Source organism: Nocardiopsis sp. LDBS0036, assembly GCF_041228755.1.
Taxonomy (GTDB): domain Bacteria; phylum Actinomycetota; class Actinomycetes; order Streptosporangiales; family Streptosporangiaceae; genus Nocardiopsis; species Nocardiopsis dassonvillei.
On the sequence record NZ_CP141103.1, the window covers coordinates 4,002,045 to 4,021,868 of the forward strand.

General features: G+C 73.2%; 19 protein-coding genes. 6 read left to right on the forward strand and 13 right to left on the reverse strand.

Features of this window, described 5'->3' with window-relative positions; translation table 11 throughout:
- Positions 1-81: 81 nt before the first annotated feature.
- The 3 genes from UIS43_RS16860 to UIS43_RS16870 are packed head-to-tail and all read right to left on the reverse strand — an operon-like array spanning position 82 to position 2,734.
- A complete protein-coding gene (locus UIS43_RS16860; protein ID WP_013155645.1) occupies positions 82-741 on the reverse strand; it encodes a response regulator transcription factor in 660 nt (219 codons plus the stop codon).
- Positions 738-1,901, reverse strand: coding sequence for a sensor histidine kinase (locus UIS43_RS16865; protein WP_013155646.1), 1,164 nt, complete (start codon positions 1,899-1,901; stop codon positions 738-740). Before UIS43_RS16865 ends, UIS43_RS16860 begins: the two co-directional genes overlap by 4 nt.
- Positions 1,898-2,734 (reverse strand): CPBP family intramembrane glutamic endopeptidase, encoded by an 837-nt coding sequence (locus UIS43_RS16870; RefSeq protein WP_013155647.1) that lies wholly within the window; start codon positions 2,732-2,734, stop codon positions 1,898-1,900. The genes UIS43_RS16865 and UIS43_RS16870 overlap by 4 nt, the downstream gene beginning before the upstream one ends.
- 524 nt (positions 2,735-3,258) lie before the next feature.
- On the opposite strand from UIS43_RS16870, the gene UIS43_RS16875 reads away from it, so the two are divergent.
- Positions 3,259-4,176 carry an alpha/beta fold hydrolase gene (locus tag UIS43_RS16875; protein ID WP_370010762.1) on the forward strand — a complete coding sequence of 306 codons (918 nt, stop codon included), beginning with the start codon at positions 3,259-3,261 and terminating at the stop codon, positions 4,174-4,176.
- A 175-nt stretch (positions 4,177-4,351) separates the two neighbouring features.
- Here the strand turns inward: UIS43_RS16875 and UIS43_RS16880 are convergent, their stop codons facing one another.
- The 5 genes from UIS43_RS16880 to UIS43_RS16900 all read right to left on the reverse strand — a co-directional run bounded on the left by UIS43_RS16880 (position 4,352) and on the right by UIS43_RS16900 (position 9,556).
- Positions 4,352-5,176, reverse strand: a complete 825-nt coding sequence (locus UIS43_RS16880) for an SDR family NAD(P)-dependent oxidoreductase (protein WP_013155649.1) — start codon at positions 5,174-5,176, stop codon at positions 4,352-4,354.
- 13 nt (positions 5,177-5,189) lie between these two features.
- Positions 5,190-6,512 carry an MFS transporter gene (locus tag UIS43_RS16885; protein WP_013155650.1) on the reverse strand — a complete coding sequence of 441 codons (1,323 nt, stop codon included), beginning with the start codon at positions 6,510-6,512 and terminating at the stop codon, positions 5,190-5,192.
- Between the two features lie 222 nt (positions 6,513-6,734).
- Positions 6,735-8,213 (reverse strand): FAD-dependent oxidoreductase, encoded by a 1,479-nt coding sequence (locus tag UIS43_RS16890; RefSeq protein ID WP_370010767.1) that lies wholly within the window; start codon positions 8,211-8,213, stop codon positions 6,735-6,737.
- Positions 8,206-9,039, reverse strand: coding sequence for an SDR family NAD(P)-dependent oxidoreductase (locus UIS43_RS16895; RefSeq protein WP_013155652.1), 834 nt, complete (start codon positions 9,037-9,039; stop codon positions 8,206-8,208). The genes UIS43_RS16890 and UIS43_RS16895 overlap by 8 nt, the downstream gene beginning before the upstream one ends.
- Positions 9,040-9,142: 103 nt before the next feature.
- Complete coding sequence (locus UIS43_RS16900) at positions 9,143-9,556, reverse strand: nuclear transport factor 2 family protein (protein WP_013155653.1); 414 nt, start codon at positions 9,554-9,556, stop codon at positions 9,143-9,145.
- A 120-nt stretch (positions 9,557-9,676) separates the two neighbouring features.
- Between UIS43_RS16900 and UIS43_RS16905 the strand changes: the two genes are divergently transcribed.
- From UIS43_RS16905 to UIS43_RS16915, 3 genes are all read left to right on the forward strand, one after another.
- On the forward strand, positions 9,677-10,381 hold the full coding sequence (locus UIS43_RS16905) for an IclR family transcriptional regulator (RefSeq protein WP_013155654.1): 705 nt from the start codon (positions 9,677-9,679) through the stop codon (positions 10,379-10,381).
- A 341-nt stretch (positions 10,382-10,722) separates the two neighbouring features.
- Entirely contained in the window at positions 10,723-13,101 is a 2,379-nt protein-coding gene (locus UIS43_RS16910; RefSeq protein WP_198048818.1) for a molybdopterin oxidoreductase family protein, read from the forward strand.
- On the forward strand, positions 13,098-13,571 hold the full coding sequence (locus UIS43_RS16915; RefSeq protein ID WP_013155656.1) for a hypothetical protein: 474 nt from the start codon (positions 13,098-13,100) through the stop codon (positions 13,569-13,571). The genes UIS43_RS16910 and UIS43_RS16915 overlap by 4 nt, the downstream gene beginning before the upstream one ends.
- 79 nt (positions 13,572-13,650) lie before the next feature.
- On the opposite strand, the gene UIS43_RS16920 is transcribed toward UIS43_RS16915, so the two are convergent.
- Positions 13,651-14,907 carry an FAD-dependent oxidoreductase gene (locus UIS43_RS16920; RefSeq protein WP_370010773.1) on the reverse strand — a complete coding sequence of 419 codons (1,257 nt, stop codon included), beginning with the start codon at positions 14,905-14,907 and terminating at the stop codon, positions 13,651-13,653.
- A gap of 356 nt (positions 14,908-15,263) precedes the next feature.
- On the opposite strand from UIS43_RS16920, the gene UIS43_RS16925 reads away from it, so the two are divergent.
- Complete coding sequence (locus UIS43_RS16925) at positions 15,264-16,853, forward strand: FAD-binding oxidoreductase (RefSeq protein ID WP_370010775.1); 1,590 nt, start codon at positions 15,264-15,266, stop codon at positions 16,851-16,853.
- A 102-nt stretch (positions 16,854-16,955) separates the two neighbouring features.
- Here the strand turns inward: UIS43_RS16925 and UIS43_RS16930 are convergent, their stop codons facing one another.
- A complete protein-coding gene (locus UIS43_RS16930; RefSeq protein WP_370010778.1) occupies positions 16,956-17,615 on the reverse strand; it encodes a hypothetical protein in 660 nt (219 codons plus the stop codon).
- Positions 17,616-17,682: 67 nt separating this feature from the next.
- Positions 17,683-18,132 (reverse strand): L,D-transpeptidase, encoded by a 450-nt coding sequence (locus tag UIS43_RS16935; RefSeq protein WP_370010780.1) that lies wholly within the window; start codon positions 18,130-18,132, stop codon positions 17,683-17,685.
- Here UIS43_RS16935 and UIS43_RS16940 point away from each other — a divergent pair.
- On the forward strand, positions 18,124-18,261 hold the full coding sequence (locus UIS43_RS16940) for a hypothetical protein (RefSeq protein ID WP_370010783.1): 138 nt from the start codon (positions 18,124-18,126) through the stop codon (positions 18,259-18,261). The genes UIS43_RS16935 and UIS43_RS16940 overlap by 9 nt on opposite strands.
- Before the next feature lie 161 nt (positions 18,262-18,422).
- Here the strand turns inward: UIS43_RS16940 and UIS43_RS16945 are convergent, their stop codons facing one another.
- The gene (locus UIS43_RS16945; RefSeq protein WP_370010786.1) at positions 18,423-18,815 is read right to left on the reverse strand and encodes a hypothetical protein; all 393 of its coding nucleotides are present in this window, start codon (positions 18,813-18,815) and stop codon (positions 18,423-18,425) included.
- 68 nt (positions 18,816-18,883) lie between these two features.
- A complete protein-coding gene (locus UIS43_RS16950) occupies positions 18,884-19,621 on the reverse strand; it encodes a L,D-transpeptidase (protein WP_370010789.1) in 738 nt (245 codons plus the stop codon).
- Positions 19,622-19,824: the final 203 nt, after the last annotated feature.

The following is a 19,824-nucleotide window of genomic DNA, read 5'->3' on the forward strand; positions in this document are numbered from 1 at the left end:
CCGCCGCGGAGCACGGGACCGGGGTGCGCGGCCGTCCGCGGATCCCGGCGCCCGCCCGCCGGTCGGGGTGTGCGCCGGGGGTCAGGTCACCAGCCCCTGCCGGTAGGCGTAGACCACGGCCTGGACGCGGTCGCGCAGGTCGAGTTTGGTCAGGATGCGCGAGACGAACGTCTTCACGGTCTCCTGGCTGATGAACAGGCTCGCGGCGATCTCGCCGTTGGACAGGCCGTTGGCGATCAGGCGCAGGACCTCCAGCTCGCGGGGGGTCAGCCGGGCGTCGGCCGCGGCGGCGTCGGGGGGCCGGATCCGGGCGGCGTACCTGCCCACCAGCTGTCGTGTGACCTCGGGGTCCAGCAGGGCCGCGCCGGTGGACACGGTGCGGATGCCGTGCAGCAGCTGGGCCGGGGGCGCGTCCTTGAGCAGGAACCCGCTGGCGCCCGCGCGCAGCGCCTCGTAGACGTACTCGTCGAGGTTGAACGTCGTGACCACCAGGACCTTGACGGGACGGTCCACCCCGGCCCCGGCCAGGCGCCGGGTGGCCTCGATGCCGTCGAGCACGGGCATGCGCACGTCCATCACCACGACGTCGGGGCGCAGCCGCTCGGCGAGTTCGACGGCGGCCGCTCCGTCCCCGCACTCGCCGGCGACCTCCAGGTCGGGTTGGGCGTCGATGATGGTGACGAGGCCGGTGCGGATCAGCACCTGGTCGTCGCAGACCAGGACCCGGATCGGCGCGCTCATGCCCGGTCGCCCACCGGGGCGTGCGCGGGGATGCGGGCGTGGACGGCGAATCCCCCGCCCTCGCGCGGGCCAGCGGTGAAGTCGCCGCCCAGGACCTCGACGCGTTCGCGCAGGCCGACCAGGCCCCGCCCGCTTCCGCCGGGGGAGACGCCCGGGGGCCCGGCGTGGTCGGTGCTGACGTTCACGGTGATCTCCTCGGGGCGGTGGCGCACCCGCACGGTGGTGGGGCTTCCGTGCGCGTACTTGAGGGCGTTGGTCAGGGCCTCCTGCACGACGCGGTGCGCGACGAGGTCGGCGCTGCCGCGTGAGGAGGCCGGGGTGCCCTCCTCGCTGAACTCCACCGGCTGCCCGGCCCGGCGCGTCTGCTCCACCACGGTGAGCAGCCCTTCGTCGGAGGCGGGGACGGGGGTGGAGTGGTCGGGGTTGAGCAGGTCGAGCAGGTGGCGCAGGTCGGTGATGGCCCGCCTGCCGGTGTCGGTGACCGCGGTCAGGGTCTGGTCGAGCCGGTCGGGCGCGGAGGTCAGGTAGCGCGCCGACTCGGCCTGCACGACCATGGCGGTCACGTGGTGGGTCACGACGTCGTGGAGTTCGCGGGCGATGCGGGTGCGTTCGGCGGTGCGGGTGGCCTCGGCGACGAGGCGGCGGCGTTCGGCCTCGGCGAGGCGGGTGGAGCGCAGCCATGCCCCGACCCCCCAGGCCAGGGCCAGCGCCCCGTAGAACGTCACGTACCCGGCCGGGGTCTCACCCGTTCCGAGCCGGTCCACCCCGACCGAGAGCACCACGTAGGCGGCCGAGGCCACGAGCACGGTGGTCCACCGGTACCGGTGGACGTGGGCGCCGGCGCTCACCAGCGCGATGGGCAGCGCGGTGCCCGCGAACAGGTGGTAACCGTTGAGCTGGTCGAGGGCGAAGCCGCTCGCCACCAGTGCCAGGGTCAGGATCGGCCACCGCCGCCGCCCGGCCAGGGGCAGCGACTGGAGGGCGATCGCGACCAGGCCCAGGGCGTCGAGGGGGCGGTCGGCCACCCCGCCGAACTCGGTCCCCTGCCCGTGCAGTGACGGGATGAGCGAGGCGGTCAGGAGCAGCAGCCCCAGGGGCAGGTCCCGGAGGGTGACGTCGAGTCGCTGCCACAGTTCGGGGAGCCGCCGGAGACTGGTCACTGGGGCAGTGTAGTGGTGGCGGCGGGACGCTCGCCGCGCCGGCGGACGGGGACGATCCGGTCGCGGCGGCGGGCGATCCACATGAGGACCACGGTGACGATGACGCAGAACACCACGGAGTACATGCTGCCTTCGGGGCCGAAGTCGCCGCCGGTGATGATCGTGGGGCCCGAGATGGTGACGTCCAGCAGTCCCTGGGGGGTGTCGCTGCCCGAGACCGCGGTGCTGAAGATGGCGGATCCGGCGATGTTCCAGCCGAAGTGCAGGCCGATGGGCAGCCACAGGCTGCGGGTGGCGATGTAGGCGGCGGTGAGCATGCCGCCGGCCTCGATGGCGATGGCGAGGGCGCCCCACAGGGTGGCGTGCGGGTTGATCAGGTGCACCAGGCCGAAGGCCAGGCCGGTCAGTGCGAGGGCGATCCAGCTGCCGGTGCGCTCCTCGATGATGCGGAACAGCACGCCGCGCCACATCAGCTCCTCGGTCACCGCGACGGCGGCCATGAAGCCGACCAGTCCCAGGGCGCTCATCGGAGAGCCCAGGCCGTTGACCTGGTAGCCGCCGAGGAAGACGATGTTGACGATGACCAGGGCGAACAGTCCGACGCCGAGGAGGGTGCCCCAGCTGGTGGCGGAGGCGGCGCCCTTCCAGTCCAGTTCGGTCACGGTTCGGCGCTCGGTGCGGCGCACCACCCACCGGTAGACGAACACCGAGGCCACGGCGACCAGGAGGCCCAGGACCAGGGAGACCAAGGGGACGTCCTGGAACGCCATGACTCCCTGTGCGCCGATGAAGGCGACCGCGGCGACGGCCAGGAGCTGCCAGACAAGTCTCATCGAAATTCCTTCGTAGGGGGTTTCGCGTCTGGGAGAAACGCTACGGAGCGGGGTGGTGCGCGGTCGTCACCGTGGAGAGGACACCTGCGCGTAGCTCGCACGGGGGACACGGGCGCGCGGGGCGGACCTTCGCCGGTCCACTCCGGTGCGCGGCCCGCGCCCGTCCGCGGCGGTGGACGGTCCCCCGGAGGCGGCGGCGGGGCGCGTCCCGGCGCTCCGGGCACGCCCACGCGGCCCGGGAGGGGCGCGTCGTCACAGGTGGACGGGGCCCGCCCCCGCGCGGGGGCGGGGCGGGGAGCCCGGTGCGGGCCAACGGGTGCCGCCCGGGTCGGCGGCGGGAGCCGTCCCCCGCGGGAGCCACACGCGGGTGTCCCTCCGTGCGGTGACGACCCGGGCGCCGCCGCGTCCGTAGGTTCTTCCCCAGCCGCGGAGTCCCGGCCCGCGGGAGCGGGGCCGAGGCCCTCTCCCCCGGCCCCGCGGCACCACTCGACGCCCCCGTCCCGATTCCCTCGTTGGAGGCCCCGATGTCGCGTTCCTTCCGGACGACCGCCCTGACCGCACTGTGCCTGGCCGTGGCCGGGACCGGCCTCGTCGGGTGCTCCGACGTGCGGTCCGGTCTGGAGGAGGTGGAGTCCGGCCTGGAGTCGGCCGCGGAGGACGTGATGACCGACGGGGAGCTGTTCACCGGGACCAAGACGCTCGACGTCGAGGGCGGTTCCCTGAACGTCTCCTGCTCCGGCGCCCCGGCCGGCGAACGGCCGGTCATCGTCCTCATGGCCGGGATGGGCGACGGCCTGGACACCATGGCCGACCTCCAGGGGACCCTGGGCGAGGGGGACCGGGTCTGCTCCTACGACCGGTTCGGCGAGGGCGGGAGCGACCAGCCGCCCGGCCCCCAGAGCGTCGCCGACGCCGGGCGGACCCTGACCGCCGTCCTGGACGACGTCGCCGGTGACGGACCGGTCGTCCTGGTCGGCCACTCGCTGGGCGGGCTGATCGCCGCCCGCTACGCCCCCGACCACCAGGACCGGGTCAGGGGCCTGGTGCTGCTGGACGCCACGTCACCGACGATGCTCGACGACATCAACGAGGTGATCCCCGAGTCGGCGACCGGCCCGGGCGCCGAGGTGCGCGCGCAGAACCTCGCGGTGTTCCGGGGCGAGAACCCCGAGAGCATCGTCATCGACAGCGACGCGGAGGTCCGCTCGGCCGGGGACATCCCGACGGAGGTCATCCAGCACGGGGTCCGGTACCTCGGTGAGATCCCCGAGTACGGCGCCGAACTGGAGCGCGTGTGGGCCGAGGGCCAGGAGCGGTGGCTCCAGGTGTCCGGTGAGAGCCGGCTCAGCACCGCCGAGGAGAGCGGCCACCACATCCACGTCGACCAGCCCGAACTCGCCGTCGAGGCCATCCGGCGCGTCACCGACCGGGCCGCCGCCTGACGGCGCCTGCGCGGCGCGGGCGTGGTGCACCGGCCCGCGGTCCGGAGTCCGCGCGTGCGGACCCCGGACCGCGGGCCGGTCCCGGAGGCGCCGGGGGTCACCGAAGCCCCGCGCTCCGGGAACCGGGGAGGCGCACCTGGACGGTGGGCGCCTCCCCGGAGTCGTGTCCGGACACTCAGACGGGCCCCTCCCGCAGGCCCGAGGTGATCCGGTGGTAGAGGCCGCCGGAGGTCAGGCCGCCGTCGACGACCAGTTCGGCCCCCGTCACGTACCGGGAGGCCTCCGACAGCAGGAACAGCACCACGTCGGCGACCTCCCCGGGTTCGGCCACCCGGCCGGCGGGCACCGAGCGCAGGCTCTCCTCGACGAAGTCGTCGGTCCCCGAGCGCAGCAGCGGGGTGTCCACCAGCCCGGGGTGCAGGGAGTTCACCCGCACGCCCCAGGACGCGAACTCCAGCGCGCCCACCTTGCTCAGGCCGCGCACGCCCCACTTGCTCGCGCCGTAGGAGGCGGAGAAGTAGCCGGTCATCCCGGCGATGGAGGACACGTTGACCACCGACGCCGACCCCGACGCGCGCAGCAGCGGGGCCATGGACCGCATGCCGTAGAACACGCTGGACAGGTTGACGTCGAGCACGCGGCGCCAGTCCTCGTCCGTGGTGTCGGCGATCCCGAAGCGGTGGCTGACCCCGGCGTTGTTGACCAGCCCGTCCAGGCGTCCGCCGTCCTCCTCCGCGATCCGGTCGCGCAGGCGCGCCCAGTCGTCCGGGTCGGCGGCGTCCAGGCGGGCGAACCGGGCCGTCGCGCCCAGCTCACCGATCTGGCGGGCCGTGTCCTCGCCCCGCTCCGCGTCCAGGTCGGCCACCCAGACCCGGGCGCCCTCGCGTCCCAGTGCCAGGGCCTCGGCCCTGCCCATGCCGCCCGCGGCGCCGGTCACCAGGACGACGCGTCCGGCCAGTCCGTGTCCGGTTCCGCCGCTCGTCGCGTCCGCTGTGCGCATGTGCCTTCTCCTCTCAGTCGATCGGCAGTTCGGTGCCGCGGGTCTCGGTGACGAACAGGACGGCCACCAGCGTCACCAGGGCGGTGAGGACGAAGTAGCCCGCGGGAGCCAGCGGCTGGCCGGTGGCGCTGATCAGCCAGGTCGCGACGAAGGGCGCGGTGCCGCCCAGGAGCGTGTTGGTGACGTTGTTGCCGAGCGCGATCCCGCTGTAGCGGGTGGAGGCGCCCAGCATCTCGGCGTAGGTGACGAACGAGGCGCCGTTGACGACCGAGACGCACACGAACAGCGCCGTCTGGCCCACGATCGCGGCCCAGGCCGGGCCGGCGGACATCATCATGAACATCGGGAAGCCCAGGAGCGCGGCCCCGACGCTGCCGATGAGGATGACCTTCTTGCGGCCGATGGTGTCGGCCAGGTAGCCCGAGAGCGGCAGCGTCGCGGCGCCGACGACCATGGCGACCGAGGTCGAGGCGAAGGCCAGCTGGGCGGAGTGCCCGGCCGTGGTCTGGAGGTAGGTGGCCGCGTACACCGAGACGATGTAGTAGCCGCCGGTGATCACCGCGCCCAGGCCGATGATCTTCAGCACGGACCGCCAGTTGGTGACCAGCAGGGTCCGGATCGGCATGCGCTCGGTCTCGCCCTTGTCCTCCAGCTGCTTGAACTGCGGGGTGTCGTCCAGGTGGCTGCGGATGTAGAGGCCGATGACGCCGATGGGCAGGCTGAGCAGGAACGGCAGGCGCCACGCCCAGTCCAGCATCTGCTGCTCGGTGAAGACCGTGGTGAAGGTGAGCGCCACCAGCGAGGCGAACAGCGAGCCGAAGTAGGTGCCCGAGTTGACCAGGGAGGTCTGGGTGGCCCGCCAGCGGGCCGGGGCGGACTCGGCCACGAAGGCGTTGGCCCCGCCGAGTTCGCCGCCCGCGGCGAAGCCCTGGACGCAGCGGCACAGGACCAGCAGGACGGTCGCCCAGACGCCGAGCGTGTAGTAGTTGGGCAGCACGCCGATGGCCGCGGTGGCCAGGACCATCAGCAGGATGGTCCAGGACAGGGCCCGCTTGCGCCCGTAGCGGTCCCCGATGTGGCCGAAGAGGATGCCGCCGGGCACGCGCATGAAGAACGCGACGGCGAACGCGGCGAACGTGCCCAGCAGGGCCGCCGTCGGGTCCTCCGAGACGAAGAAGAGCATCGCCACGAACGTGGCCATGTAGCCGTAGATGCCGAAGTCGTAGTACTCGACGACGGTGCCGATGACCGCCGCGCGGATGACCTTGATCCGCGACTGGAAGCCCGCCTCCGGCGCCGGTGCGGGCCCGGACGCCGACTGCTGGTGGAGTGACATGCTGCCTCCCTGGGGAGAGGATCGGATCGGTGTGTGCGCCGCCCGATCCCGTGGTCGTGGGGGATGGCGGGGGGCCGGGGCGCGTGCTGCCGACTGCCGGGAGGGCGGTGGGGGCCGTGCGCCGAGGGGGCCGCGTGAAGCGTCCGGTGCGGTGGGGCGGAAGGTGCGGGACGGGTGCGCCTCAGGACACCCGCCCCGAGGCGTGTCCGGTGGCGCCGCCCGTCACGCGACGGGACGCGTCGGCCGGGCGGTTCCCCTCCGTGCGCCCGCCGCTCCCCGACCGGCGATGCGGCCCATGGTGAGGGCGTTGGCGACCGCGTTGCCGCCGCCGACGTAGCGGGGACCGAGGACTCCGGCGCCCGCCTCGCCCGCGGCGAAGAGCCCGGGGACCGCGGTCCCGGTGCGGTCGCGCACGGCGGCGGCGGAGTCGATCTCCAGACCGGCGTGCGTGCAGACGATCTCGGCCGGCAGCACGCGGGCCGCGTAGTACGGAGCGGTGTCCAGGGGCTCGGGGTCGGCCTGCGCCCCCTTGCCGCGCAGGGTCAGGTGGCGCAGGAAGTCCGGGTCCCGCCCGTTCGGCAGCTGGGAGTTCCAGGTCCGCACCGTGGTGAGCAGCGCGGCCTCGGACACCCCCATGAGGGCGGCCAGTTCCTCCAGGGTGTCGGCGCGCAGGGTGCGGCCCGCGTCGGCCTCCTCGGTGACGCGTTCGGGCGTCCAGTCCGCGTACCCGGCGGGCAGCGAGGCCCGGGCGCGGTCGTCGAACACGCACCACGCGGAGCCGCCCTGGGCGTCGATGATGCCGGTGGAGACTGCGTAGGAGGCGTCCTCGTCCATGAAGCGGCGCCCGGCCCCGTTGACGTACACGCGCGAGAGCGGCGGGAACCCCGACTGCCAGTGGTGCTGGCGTTGGAAGTAGACGGTGGGCATCCGCAGCCCCCAGCCCGCGCCGGTCACGGAGGCCCCCACCTGTTCGGCGAAGCGCAGGTGGTCGCCCCGGCTGCCGGGCGCGGCCACGACGAACGCGTGTTCGCCCGCCTCCAGGGCGTCCGGGTAGTACTCCTTGAGCAGTTCGGGGTCCTGGGCCAGGCCTCCGGTGGCGACCACCACGGCGTTCGCGCGGACGGTGACGCCGTCGGCGACGACGCCGCGCACCCGGCCGTCCTCGAACAGCAGGTGCCGCACCCGGGTGTTGAGCACGGTCTCGACCCCGAGGCGGCGGCAGGCCGCGGCGAGCACCTGGACCAGACCGAGCCCCTGGTCGGCGGGGACGTGGGCGCGCCAGACGTCCTCGACCCCGGCCCGGGTCAGGCCGGGCATGTGCGCGTTGGTGGAGGTCCGGGCCGGGAACCCGGCGCCCAGTCCGATGAGCCACTCCAGGGTGGGTCCGGCGTTCTCGCAGAAGGCGCGGACCAGCCCGGGTTCGAGCATCCACTGGTTGAGGTCCATGTAGTGCTGGTAGAAGCGCTCGGCGCTGTCCTCCACGCCCGCGCCGCGCTGGACGCTGGTCGCGGCGGCGGTGAAGAGCCCCGCCGAGAGCTGGGTGGAGCCGCCCAGTTCGGACTCGGACTCGAACAGCAGGACGCGCGCGCCCTCCTCGGCGGCGGTGACGGCCGCGGCGAGCCCGGCCCCTCCCCCGCCGATGACGACGACGTCGGCGGTCTCCTCGTCCTCGTGGTCGTGCCGGCCGACGTGCTCAGACATGGCGGGAACCCCCGTCGACGGCGATGCTGTGCCCGGTCACGTAGCGGCTGCTGTCGGAGAGCAGGAAGAGCAGGACGCCGACGACCTCCTCGGGGGAGCCGACCCGGTGCAGCGGCACGTTGTCCAGGGCGGCGGCCAGGGCCTCGGGGTCGTCCTGGAGCCAGCGCGTCATCTCGGTGTCGATGAAGCCGGGGGCGATGGAGTTGACGCGCAGCCCCCTGTCGCCCAGCTCGACGGCGAGGGACTCGGTCAGGTGGGCGACGGCGGCCTTGGACGCGCAGTAGGCGGCGCGGCCCCGGCGCACGCGCACCGCCGACACCGAGGACATGTTGACGATGACGCCGCCGGGCCGCATGCGGCGGGCGGCGGCCTGGGCGCCGTGCAGGACCCCCTGGACGTTGACGTCGAGGACGGTGGACATCTGCTCGGCGGTGATCTCGCCGACGGCGGCGTACGGGAAGACCCCGGCGTTGTTGACCCAGTAGTCGAGGGAGCCGAACTCGTCGACGGCGGCGCGGGCGAGGTCGTCGTGCTGCTCGGGCACGACCACGTCGACGCGGCGGGGGGCGACCCGGCCGGGCCTCTCGTGCAGAGCGCCGTCGGCCAGGTCGCGGTTGATCTCGTCGGCGACCCGCTTCATGTCGACGTCGTTGATGTCGGCCGCGACGACGTTGACGCCGCGGGTGGCCAGGGCTGCGGCGAAGCTGCGGCCCATGCCGCGCGCCGCCCCGGTGACGACCGCGGTGCGGCCGGCCATCTCGGGGTGGACGGCCTCCATCACGCGGTGGACGACGCGGGCGGGGCCGGTGCCCTCGTGCTGGGTCATGGTGTGCGGCCTTTCCTTGGGTGGGACGGGACCGGGGTCGCGGGTCCGGATCTGGTGGGGAGCGGGTGCGGTGGGTCCGGGTGCGGTCGGGCGCGGCCGGGGTTCAGGCGGTGTCGTCGCGCCGGACGTCCCGGCGCGCGATGCGCCAGTCCTGCCCGTCGCGGACCAGCCGGTCGCTGACGGTGGTGAACCTCAGGATTGCGGTGTCGCCCGTCACACGGGTGCCGATGACCTGAAGATAGGCGCTGACCTGCGCCTGTGTGGTGTCCGCGGACTCCACGAAGAGGTTGGTGACCACGTGGCGGCGCACCTCGCCCGCCTCCCGGGCCGCGTGCGCGAAGTCCTCGGCGAAGGCCCGCAGGCGGTCGCGCCCCACGACCGGCGCGGGATAGGTCGGCGAGTGGAACTCGCCGTCGGGGGTGAAGGTCCGGGCCCAGGCGTCGGCGTGGCCGCCGTCGATCAGGTGGGACTGGCGCGCGTAGAGCTGGTGGATGCCGGTGACCAGCGAACCGTCCATGACCTTCCCCCCATGTGTGCGATAATCGCACTAGGTGTGCAATTAAGGCTTAACGTATGTGTCACACATCACCTGCGTCAAGAGGCGGGAGGTGTATCTTCGCGGTGCGAGAGGAGCCAGATGCCCGAGACACCGGCCGACAGGCCCAACACCCGCACGTCCAAGACCCTGCACAACGGGATCGAGGTGTTGGAGCTGCTCAGCCGCAGTCCGCACGGACTGTCGCTCACCGAGATCGCCGAGGGGGTGGGCGTGCACCGCACGGTCGCCCACCGGCTGGTGCGCACGCTGGAGGAGCACCGGCTGTGCAAACGCGGTCCCTTCAAGCGCATCACCCTGGGGCCGGGGCTGGTCGCGCTGGCCGAGTCGGTGGAGGCGGACCTGCGCCAGGTCGCCGGTCCGGTCCTGGCCGAGCTGGCCGAGTCGCAGGGGGCCACCGCGCACCTCGTCGTCCCCGAGGGCGAGGATGAGGCGCGCGCCCTGATGGTGGTGGAACCGCGCCGGGCCACGGCCCACATCGCCTTCCGGACCGGGCGGGTCGATCCCATCGACAAGGGGTCGGCCGGGCTGGCCCTGCTCGCGGCCATGCCTCCCCGGCCCGGGGAGCGCGAGGAGGTCGCCCTGGCCCGCGAGCGGGGCTACGCCGTCTCCCACGCCGAGGTGACCAACGCGGTGACCGGGGTGTCGGCGGCGGTGGTCGGGAGGAGTTCCGATCCGGTGGCCAGCGTCGGCGTCTCACTCCTGGAGCTGGACGACCCCGCCCCCTTCGGCGCCGCCGTGCGGGAGGCGGCCGGTCGGATCGCCGGGATGGTGCACCTGCCCTGAGCCGGGACCGGGCGGGACCTGCCGGACCTTTTCCCCTGGCCGCGACCGGGACGTCCTGACGCACGCCTGTTTCCCCGACACCGGGTCTGGCTCACTGGGTTGCTCGTTACCGCTTCAGTGATCCACCTGATGAGCAACCCGGTGAGCCACCGTCTGCCCCTCCGGCCACGGCCGGGGCGGGGCCGGATCCCGCGCCGTTTACGCGTTTGCGCCCCGGGTAGCGGCGTTCACGCGTTTCGGCCGCACGGGAAGGGGTGGTGTCGGTGCCGTCCAGGGACAGGATCGCCGAACCATGGGGGTCGCGCACCCCGTACGGGCCCGGCCAGGAATGGCCGACCAGAGTGGACAGCCACCTGGCCGAGGGGGTGGACCCCGGCCAGGTGGACCGCTGGGTGCGGTCCGCGTCGATCCTGCACTCCAACGGCGACGCGCTCGACATCGCGGTCAAGGACGACCGGATCGTGGGGGTGCGGGGCCGCGAGGGCGACCGGGTCAACCACGGGCGCCTGGGCCCCAAGGACCTCTACGGGTGGCAGGCCAACCACTCACCCGACCGGCTCACCCGGCCCCTGGTGCGCCGGGACGGCGAGCTGGTCGAGACCGACTGGGACACCGCGATGGACCTGGTCGTGCGGCGCAGCGGGGAACTGCTCGACGAGCAGGGCCCGAGCGCGATCGGCTTCTACACCAGCGGACAGCTCTTCCTGGAGGAGTACTACACGCTCGCCGCCATCGGGCACGGCGCCATCGGCACCAACCACATGGACGGCAACACCCGGCTGTGCACGGCCACCGCCGCCGCCGCGCTCAAGGAGTCGTTCGGCTGCGACGGACAGCCCGGCTCCTACACCGACATCGACCACGCCGACGTCATCGCCCTCTACGGCCACAACATGGCCGAGACCCAGACGGTGCTGTGGACGCGCGTGCTCGACCGGTTGGCCGGGCCCAACCCGCCCCGGATCCTGTGCGTCGACCCCCGCCCGACCCCGGTGGCGCGCGAGGCGACGCTGCACCTGGCCCCGCTGCCGGGGACCAACGTCGCGCTGATGAACGGCATCCTGCACGAGATCATCCGGCGGGACATGGTCGACCACGACTACGTCGAGGCCCACACGGTCGGCTACGACTCCCTGGTCGCGGAGGTGGAGGGATACCCGCCCGAGCGCGCGGCCGGGATCTGCGGGGTCCCGGCGGAGCGGATCCGCGAGGCCGCCGCGCTCCTGGGCGACGCCGAGCGGCTGTTGTCGACCGTGCTCCAGGGCTTCTACCAGTCGCACCAGGCGACCGCCGCGTCCGTGCAGGTCAACAACATCCACCTGGTCCGCGGCATGCTCGGCAGGCCGGGCGCGGGCGTCCTCCAGATGAACGGGCAGCCCACGGCGGAGAACACGCGCGAGTGCGGCGCCGACGGCGACCTCACGGGCTTTCGCAACTGGAGCAACGACGAGCACATCAGCGACCTCGCCGCGGTGTGGAACCTCGACCCGATGCGGATCCCGCACTACGCGCCGCCCACGCACGCGATGCAGATCATGCGGTACGCCGAGAAGGGGTCGATCCGGTTCCTGTGGGTCAGCGCCACCAACCCGGCGGTGTCGCTGCCCGAGCTGGCGCGGATCCGCTCGGTGCTCGCCCGGGAGGGGCTGTTCCTGGTGGTGCAGGACATCTTCCTGACCGAGACGGCCGAACTCGCCGACGTGGTGCTGCCCGCCGCGACCTGGGGCGAGAAGACGGGCACGTTCACCAACACCGACCGCACCGTCCACCTGTCCGACAAGGCCGTCGAGCCGCCCGGCGAGGCACGGTCGGACCTGGACATCTTCCTGGACTACGCCCGGCGGATGGACTTCCGCGACAACGACGGTGCGCCGTTCCCCCAGTGGCACGACCCCGAGTCGGCCTTCGAGGCGTGGAAGGAGGCCACCGCCGGACGGCCGTGCGACTACACCGGCCTCACCTACGGCAGGCTGCGCGGCGGCAGCGGCGTGCAGTGGCCCTGCAACGACCAGAACCCGGACGGCACCGAGCGCCTGTACGCCGACGGCCGGTTCTGGGCTGCGCCCGACCAGTGCGAGAGCTACGGCCGCGACCTGGTCACCGGGGCGCCGCTGGAGCCGACCGAGTACAAGGCGATGAACCCCGAGGGCCGGGCGATCATCAAGGCCGCCGAGTACCTGCCGCCGCACGAGGAGCCGAGCGGGGAGTACCCCTTCGCGCTCATCACCGGCCGCACGCTCTACCACTTCCACACGCGCACCAAGACCGGGCGCTCACCCCAGTTGCAACGGGCGGCCCCCGAGGTCTGGGTGGAGGTCTCCCCCTCCGACGCCCGGGAGGCCGGGATCTGCGAGGGCGATCCCGTCGAGGTGGCCTCGCCGCGCGGGGTGGTCCGGGCGCGGGCGCGGATCAGCGGCATCCGCCCCGGGGTGCTGTTCGTCCCGTTCCACTACGGCTACTGGGACAGGCACGCCGACGGCGGCTCCCCCGACCGGGACCGGGCGGCCAACGAGACGACCGTCACCGACTGGGACCCGGTGTCCAAACAGCCCCTGTTCAAGACCGCGGCGGCCCGGCTGCGTCCCCTCGGCCGCGGGGACGGCGCACCGGCGCCCGCGCCGACGACGACCGCGTCCCGGCCGGTCGGCGACGGGGTGCCCGAGACCGTGGGCGGCCCCGACGCCGCCTCCGGGGAACACGTCACCGGAGGTGCGCGATGAGGATCACCGTGGCCCTGCGCGAACTGCACGACGCCGAGAGCGCCCTGGCCGGGGAACTGCTCAGGATCGCCGAGCGGCACGAGGAGGAGCAGGAGATCCACCACGTGGCCCGGGACCTGGTCCGCTGGTCGCGCGAGCACGTGCGGGAGATCTCCGAGGCCGGTGCCCGCTACGGCCTGGACCTCGGGGAGCCGGAACCGGAGAACCCGGACCCGCCCACCGAGGAGGCGGGCGAGCTGCCGGGGGACGGCTCCGACCCCGACCTGCTGCTCCTGGCGGACCTGCGTCGGCTGTACCGCATGGCGGCGGGTGTGTCCCTGGACTGGGACCTGCTCGGGCAGGGCGCGCAGGTGACCGCGGACGCCGAGCTGCTGGCGCTCACCAAGCGGTGCCACCCGCAGTCGCTGCGGCAGATGAGCTGGGCCGACGCGATGCTCAAGACGGTCTCGCCGCAGATCCTGGCCACCTGAAGGGCGTGCGGGTCCGTTCCGCGTGCCCGTCACGGCCGGGGCGTTCCTCAGCGTCCCGTGCGCCGCTCCGCCGCCGGGCTCACCGCCCGGCGAGGTCGGCCAGGACCGCGGCGGCGGCCCGCCCCCCGCTGACCAGGGCGCCCTGGAGCGAGGGCGTGTCGCGGTGGTCGCCCGCGACGTAGAGGCCCTCCTCCAGGCGGACCGGACGGCGCAGGTCGCCCAGGGGCGGCGGCGCCGCGGGCAGGGCGTCGGGCACGTGCACCGTCTCCAGGTGTTCCCAGTCCCCGTCTCGCGTGCCCAGGATCCCGGCGGCCTCCGCCCGCACCTCGGCCTCCGGGGGCTGGTGGGGTCCCACCGTGGAGGAGGCGATCAGCGCCCGGCCGGGCGGGGCGTAGGACGGGGCGGTGGCCGTCAGCACCATGACGCTGCTCAGCCTGGTCCCGCTGCGCCGGGAGCGCCCGTCCACGTGCAGGAGCGGGTCGTCGTCGGGTCCGGCGGGACGGGAGTGGTAGTAGGTGGTGGCGGGGTTGAGCACCGGCGCGGGCAGCGAGGGCAGGAGCTTGGACACCGCTCCCGGACCGACCGCGACCACGACGGCGCGGGCGTGGACGGTGCCCGCCTCGGTGCGCACCAGCCCCGGCGCCACCTCGTGCGCGGGCGTCCCCAGAAGGAACCGCGCGCTTCCGGCGCGCGCCGCGAGCTGGTCGGAGACGGCCTGGATCCCCGCCTCCGGAACGGCCAGCCGCCCCCGCGCGAAGCTGCGCCAGACCAGGTCGTTGACCCTGCTGGACGTGCCCAGGGACTCGTCCAGGAAGACGCCGGTCAGGAAGGGGCGCACCAGGGTGTTCACGGCCCGTTTGCCCAGGCCGAGGCGGCGCAGCGCGGTGAGGGTGTCGGTCTCGGGCCGGGCCTTGATCCGGTCGGCCGGTTCGAGGGCGTCCGCGGCCACGGCGCGCAGCAGGCGGAAGAGGTCGGAGGGGCGGACGAGCGATCCGGACAGCAGGGACAGCGACGACAACGCCCCGGAGGGCGACGGGCGCAGCCGCAGCAGCCCCCGGTCGGTGCGCACGGCCATCCCCTTGGGGAAGGACCGCAGTCGCAGGGCGTCCAGGTCCAGGCGGCGGCGCACGGCCGGGTAGGCGGTGTTGAGGATCTGGAAGCCGCGGTCGAGCACATAGCCGTCCCGCACGTCGCTGCGGACGCGTCCCCCCACGGACTCCCCGGCCTCCACGACGGTCACGTCGAGCCCGGCGGCGGCCAGGTCGGCGGCGGCGGCCAGTCCGGCCATGCCCGCCCCCACGACCACGGCGTCGCAGCGCTGCGGCAGATCAGTCATGGCGCCAGAGTAGGCCAGCCGCCCGCGCCCGGCCCGGACGCGAACCGGCGAGCCGCGCGGGGCCCCGCCGGTCGCCCGTGGGGCTCCAGGGGGACTGGAACGGTGACAGGAGGCCGGAGGGGTTCCAGGAGGGCTCAAGGGTTCCGGGAACTCGGATGCCGCAGAGGGGATTCCTCCGGCTCCGCCCCTGGTCAGGGGCGCGTATGCACGAAAAGCCTTTTCGGCGACCGGCCCTCACCCCTTACGGGCCGCCATCACCGTCCGTAACCACGCAGGGCGCATCGGTCGCTTTTCGCATCCGATCACGCCGGGTAACCCCAAGGCGTCTCGTTGTCCTCGCAGCTCAGGCGGCTCACATGTCCCACAGCCACGGCATTCCTCCCCTGACCACCGTCAAGCCCTCCGACAAGCGCTACCCAGCCCTCGACCGGGGGTTCAACCAGCGTTGGATCGCCCGTCCCGACTACGTGCGGTTGGTGGCCACACCCGAGGGCGCCGCCCGCGCCCTGTCCGAGGCGGTCAACCGGACGACCGCGGACCTGGACCGCACACGGATCACCGTGCGCTCGGGCGGCCACTGCTACGAGGACTTCGTCTGCGGCGACGACGTCCGCGTGATCCTGGACGTCAGCCCCATGTGCGGGATCGGCTACGACCCCGGACTGGAGGCGTACTGCGTGGAGGCGGGCGCCACCAACTGGCACGCCTACAGCCACCTGTATCCGCTCAGCGGGAAGGCCCTGCCGGGCGGGTCCTGCTACTCGGTCGGCATGGGCGGGCACATCACCGGGGGCGGCTACGGTCTGCTCTCCCGCCAGTACGGGCTCACCGTGGACTACCTGTACGCGGTGGAGGTGGCGGTGGTGCGCCCCGACCGCTCGGTCGAACTCGTCCTGGCCACCCGGGACGACCCCGACCCCGACCGCCGGGAGCTGCTGTGGGCGCACACCGGGGGCGGCGGCGGGAACTTCGGGATCGTCACCCGGTTCTGGTTCCGCGACCTGCCCGAACCCCCGTCGAACGTGCTGCTCAGCGGCCTCTCGTGGAAGTGGTCGGACTTCACCAAGGACGACTTCGCCGCCCTGGTCACGGCGTACGGCGAGTACTTCCGCGACCACCAGGACCCGGACGAGGCGTCCGGCAGGCTCTTCGCGCTGCTCAAGCTCAACCACGTCAGCAACGGGGAGATCGGCCTCGTCGCCCAGGTCGACGCCGACGACCCCGAGGGCGGGCGGGCCATGGAGGAGTTCCTGGACGCCGTCGACGGCCGGATCGCACCGGAGTCCGGACAGATGACGACCCCCATGGGGGAGCACCCCGCGGTCCAGGGCATGCAGACCCCCCGGAAGCTGCCCTGGCTGACGGCCACCCAGGTACTCAACGGCTCCGGCGAGAACCAGTGCGGCAAGTACAAGTCGGCCTACCTGCGCAAACCCTTCAGCGCGGCGCAGATCGAGGCCATGTGGGCCTATCTGGGCAAGGAGCACTACACCGACTACGTCAACAAGGAGGCCCTGATCCAGGTCGACTCCTACGGCGGGGCCGTCAACCAGCCGCCGGTGGACACCGCCGTGCCCCAGCGCGACTCCGTGCTCAAGGTGCAGTACCAGGTCTACTGGAAGCGCACCGAGCCGGAGTCAGCCGTGGCCGGGCACCTGGCGTGGATCCGCGACGTCTACCGCAAGACGTTCGCGTCCACCGGCGGGGTCCCCGTGATCGGAGACGCCACCGACGGGTGCTACGTCAACTACCCGGACGTCGACCTGAGCGACCCGGCCTGGAACACCTCGAAGGACCGCTGGTCGAAGCTCTACTACAAGGACTCCTACCCCCGGCTCCAGCGGGTGAAGGAGCGGTGGGACCCGCTCAACGTGTTCCGGCACCGGCAGTCGGTCGAACTCCCCGCGTCGGCGGGCGATGCCGGTCAGGGCTCCGGATCCTCCTGAGCCGGGGCGCACGGAGAGGGCCCGCCGCGTGTGCGGCGGGCCCCGCCCCCGCGGTGTCACCCCGTGCTCGCCACGGGGTGACACCGGTCGTGGATCAGCCGGTCAGCCGATGTAGGTCGGGTACGCGGGCTCCTCCTCCGGCCGAACCGGGTCGGAGGTCGCGGTGGGGTAGTCGGGGGTCGCGGTGGGGTCCACCGGGCACTCGGCCGAGTCGGGAATCGCAGTGGGGTAGTCGGAGGTAGAGGTGGGGTACTCCGGGTTCTCGGTGGGGTAGTCGGGGACCTCGGTCGGGTAGTCGGGGACCTCGGTCGGGTAGCCGGGGTCCTCAGAGGGGTACTCGGGAACCTCGATCGGGTAACCGGGGTCCTCGGTCGGGTAGCCGGGGTCCTCAGAGGGGTACTCGGGAACCTCGATCGGGTAACCGGGGTCCTCGGTCGGGTAACCGGGGTCCTCGGTCGGGTAGCCGGGGTCCTCAGAGGGGTACTCGGGAACCTCGATCGGGTAACCGGGGTCCTCGGTCGGGTACTCGGGGACCTCGGTCGGATAGTCGGGGATCTCGGTCGGGTACTCGGGAATCGCGGTGGGGTCCACCGGGCACTCAGCCGAGTCGGGAATCGCAGTGGGGTACTCGGACTCGGGAACTGCGGTGGGGTAGTCGGGGGTCGCGGTGGGGTAGACCGCGTCGTCGGCCCAGGCGGGGGATCCGCCGAACAGGGCGGCGGCCGCGAAACCAGCGACGATCAGGTGGTGCTTCAGACGCATGGCAGTCCTCGTGTGTGGTCCGTGTGCGCGGGATACCGTCCCGCGCGGCGATCCGGAGACGGTCGGCTCAGCCGGAGATCTCGACCGGGGTGCCGATCGGCGGGTTCTCGGCCATCCAGGTGATGTCCTCGTTGGAGACCGGACACGCCCGTGGCTGACCTGGCGACCCAGGGCGTCCTCGTCGTTGGTGCCGCTGGCCGGGCCTGCCCGCGAACGTCTCCAACGTCTCGGAGAACCCGCTCAGGCCGAAGGCGTAGACCCCGTAGGGTCCCTCCGGATCCGGTGGCTGGAGCAGCTCGGGAAAATAGTAATGGCCCTCGGGGGTGGGGGTTTCGCCCTCTCCCGCGCCGTTCACTCCGGTACGCACCTCCTCGCCCCCGTCGAAGACGGTGAACGTGAAGTCGCCGGTGTCGACCTCCATGCGGTACTCCGTGGTGACCAGCGACACCTCGTCGCGCTCGACCAGGAACGCGCGTTCCACCCCGAAGTCGTTCGGACTCGCGAGGGTGTGCAACATCTCCCCGCCGCCGGGCTCGGCGTGGACGTCGACCCCGTCGCCAAGAACCGTCGCGTTCTCCACGCCCTCGACGCCGTTACCGGCGGCGTCGAGGGCGCCTCCTCCGACTCCGGTTCGTCGGCCGGGTGAAGCCCCTGAGGGGACGACCGGCGACCGGCGACCGGGCACGCAACCCGTGCACGCGCAGGAGGCACAGGGCCGGGGCACGCGAAGGGGCCCGCCGCGTGCGCGGCGGGCCCCGCCCCCGCGGTGCCACCCCGTGCGCGCCACGGGGTGACACCGGTCGTGGATCAGCCGGTGTAGTTCGGGTCCGCGGGCATGGGGACGGGGGCCCCGGCCTCCTCGATCTCCCGCTCGCGGTCCCGCTGCTCCTGCTCGGCCGCCTCGTCCTCCTCGGCCGGGGAGGGCTCCTCAGCGGGCGGCGTGGACTCCTCCCCCGGCTGGGCCGGGTCGTCGCACGGCTCGGCCCCCGCACCGGGCGCCCACCCGCCGGACTCCTCGGACGGGGCACCGGCACCGGACTCCTCGGCGGGCGGCGCGGGCTCCTGGGAGGGGTCCACCACGCACTCGGCCGGAGCCGGGGCCGCGGAGGGGGCGATCGAGTCGTCGGCCCAGGCGGGGGATCCGCCGAACAGGGCGGCGGCCGCGAAACCGGCGACGATCAGGTAGTTCTTCAGACGCATGTCGGTCCTCGTGTGTGGGTTCGTGTGCGCGGGATACCGTCCCGCGCGGCGGTCCGGAGCCGGTCGCCTCAGCCGGAGATCTCGACCGGGGTGCCGATCGGCAGGTTCTCGGCCATCCAGGTGATGTCCTCGTTGGAGACCCGGACGCACCCGTGGCTGACCTCGCGTCCCAGGGCGTCCTCGTCGTTGGTGCCGTGCACGGCGAGCTGGCCGGGCCCGCCGGCGAACGTCTCCAACGTCTCGGAGAACCCGCTCAGGCCGAAGGCGTAGACCCCGTAGGGCCCCTCCGGATCCGGCGGCTGGAGCAGCTCGGTGAAGTAGTAGCGGCCCTCGGGGGTGGGGGTCTCGCCCTCCCCCGTGCCGATCACTCCGGTGCGCACCTCCTCGTCCCCGTCGAAGACGGTGAACGCGAAGTCGCCGGTGTCGACCTCCACGCGGTACTCCGTGGAGGTCAGCCACACGTCGTCGCTCCTCACCCAGCCCGTGCTGCCGTTCGGTCGGACCGGCAGCAGGACCTGGAGCCACTCGTCCTCGTTGCGCTCGACGAGGAACGCACGCTCCACCCCGAAGTCGTTCGGACTCGCGAGGGTGTGCAGCACCTCCTCGCCGCCGGGCTCGGTGTGGACGTCGATCCCGTCGCCGACGACCGTCGCGATCTCCACGCCCTCGACGCCGTTGCCGGCGGCGTCGACGGGCGCCTCCTCCGACGCCGGTTCGTCGGCCGTGGCGGACGAGCAGGCCGTGAGCGCTACCAGGGCAGCGGCGGCCGCGAGGGACGTCAGAGCCCGGGTGGGGCTTACGGGCATCGTTGGGCGCATGGGGTTTCCGTCCGGCTTCGTTCGGGGAGGCGTCCGGCGTGCTCGCGCTCCGGACGACAACGAACACTGGCCGACGAATGTGAAGAACCCGTGTGCCCGTCGTGTGGGACCTGTGTGGTGACCTGCGGGGGCTCCACCGGCCCGCTCCGGCGCCCTCGCGCGCACGCGTACGATCGAGCCGCACCGAGGCC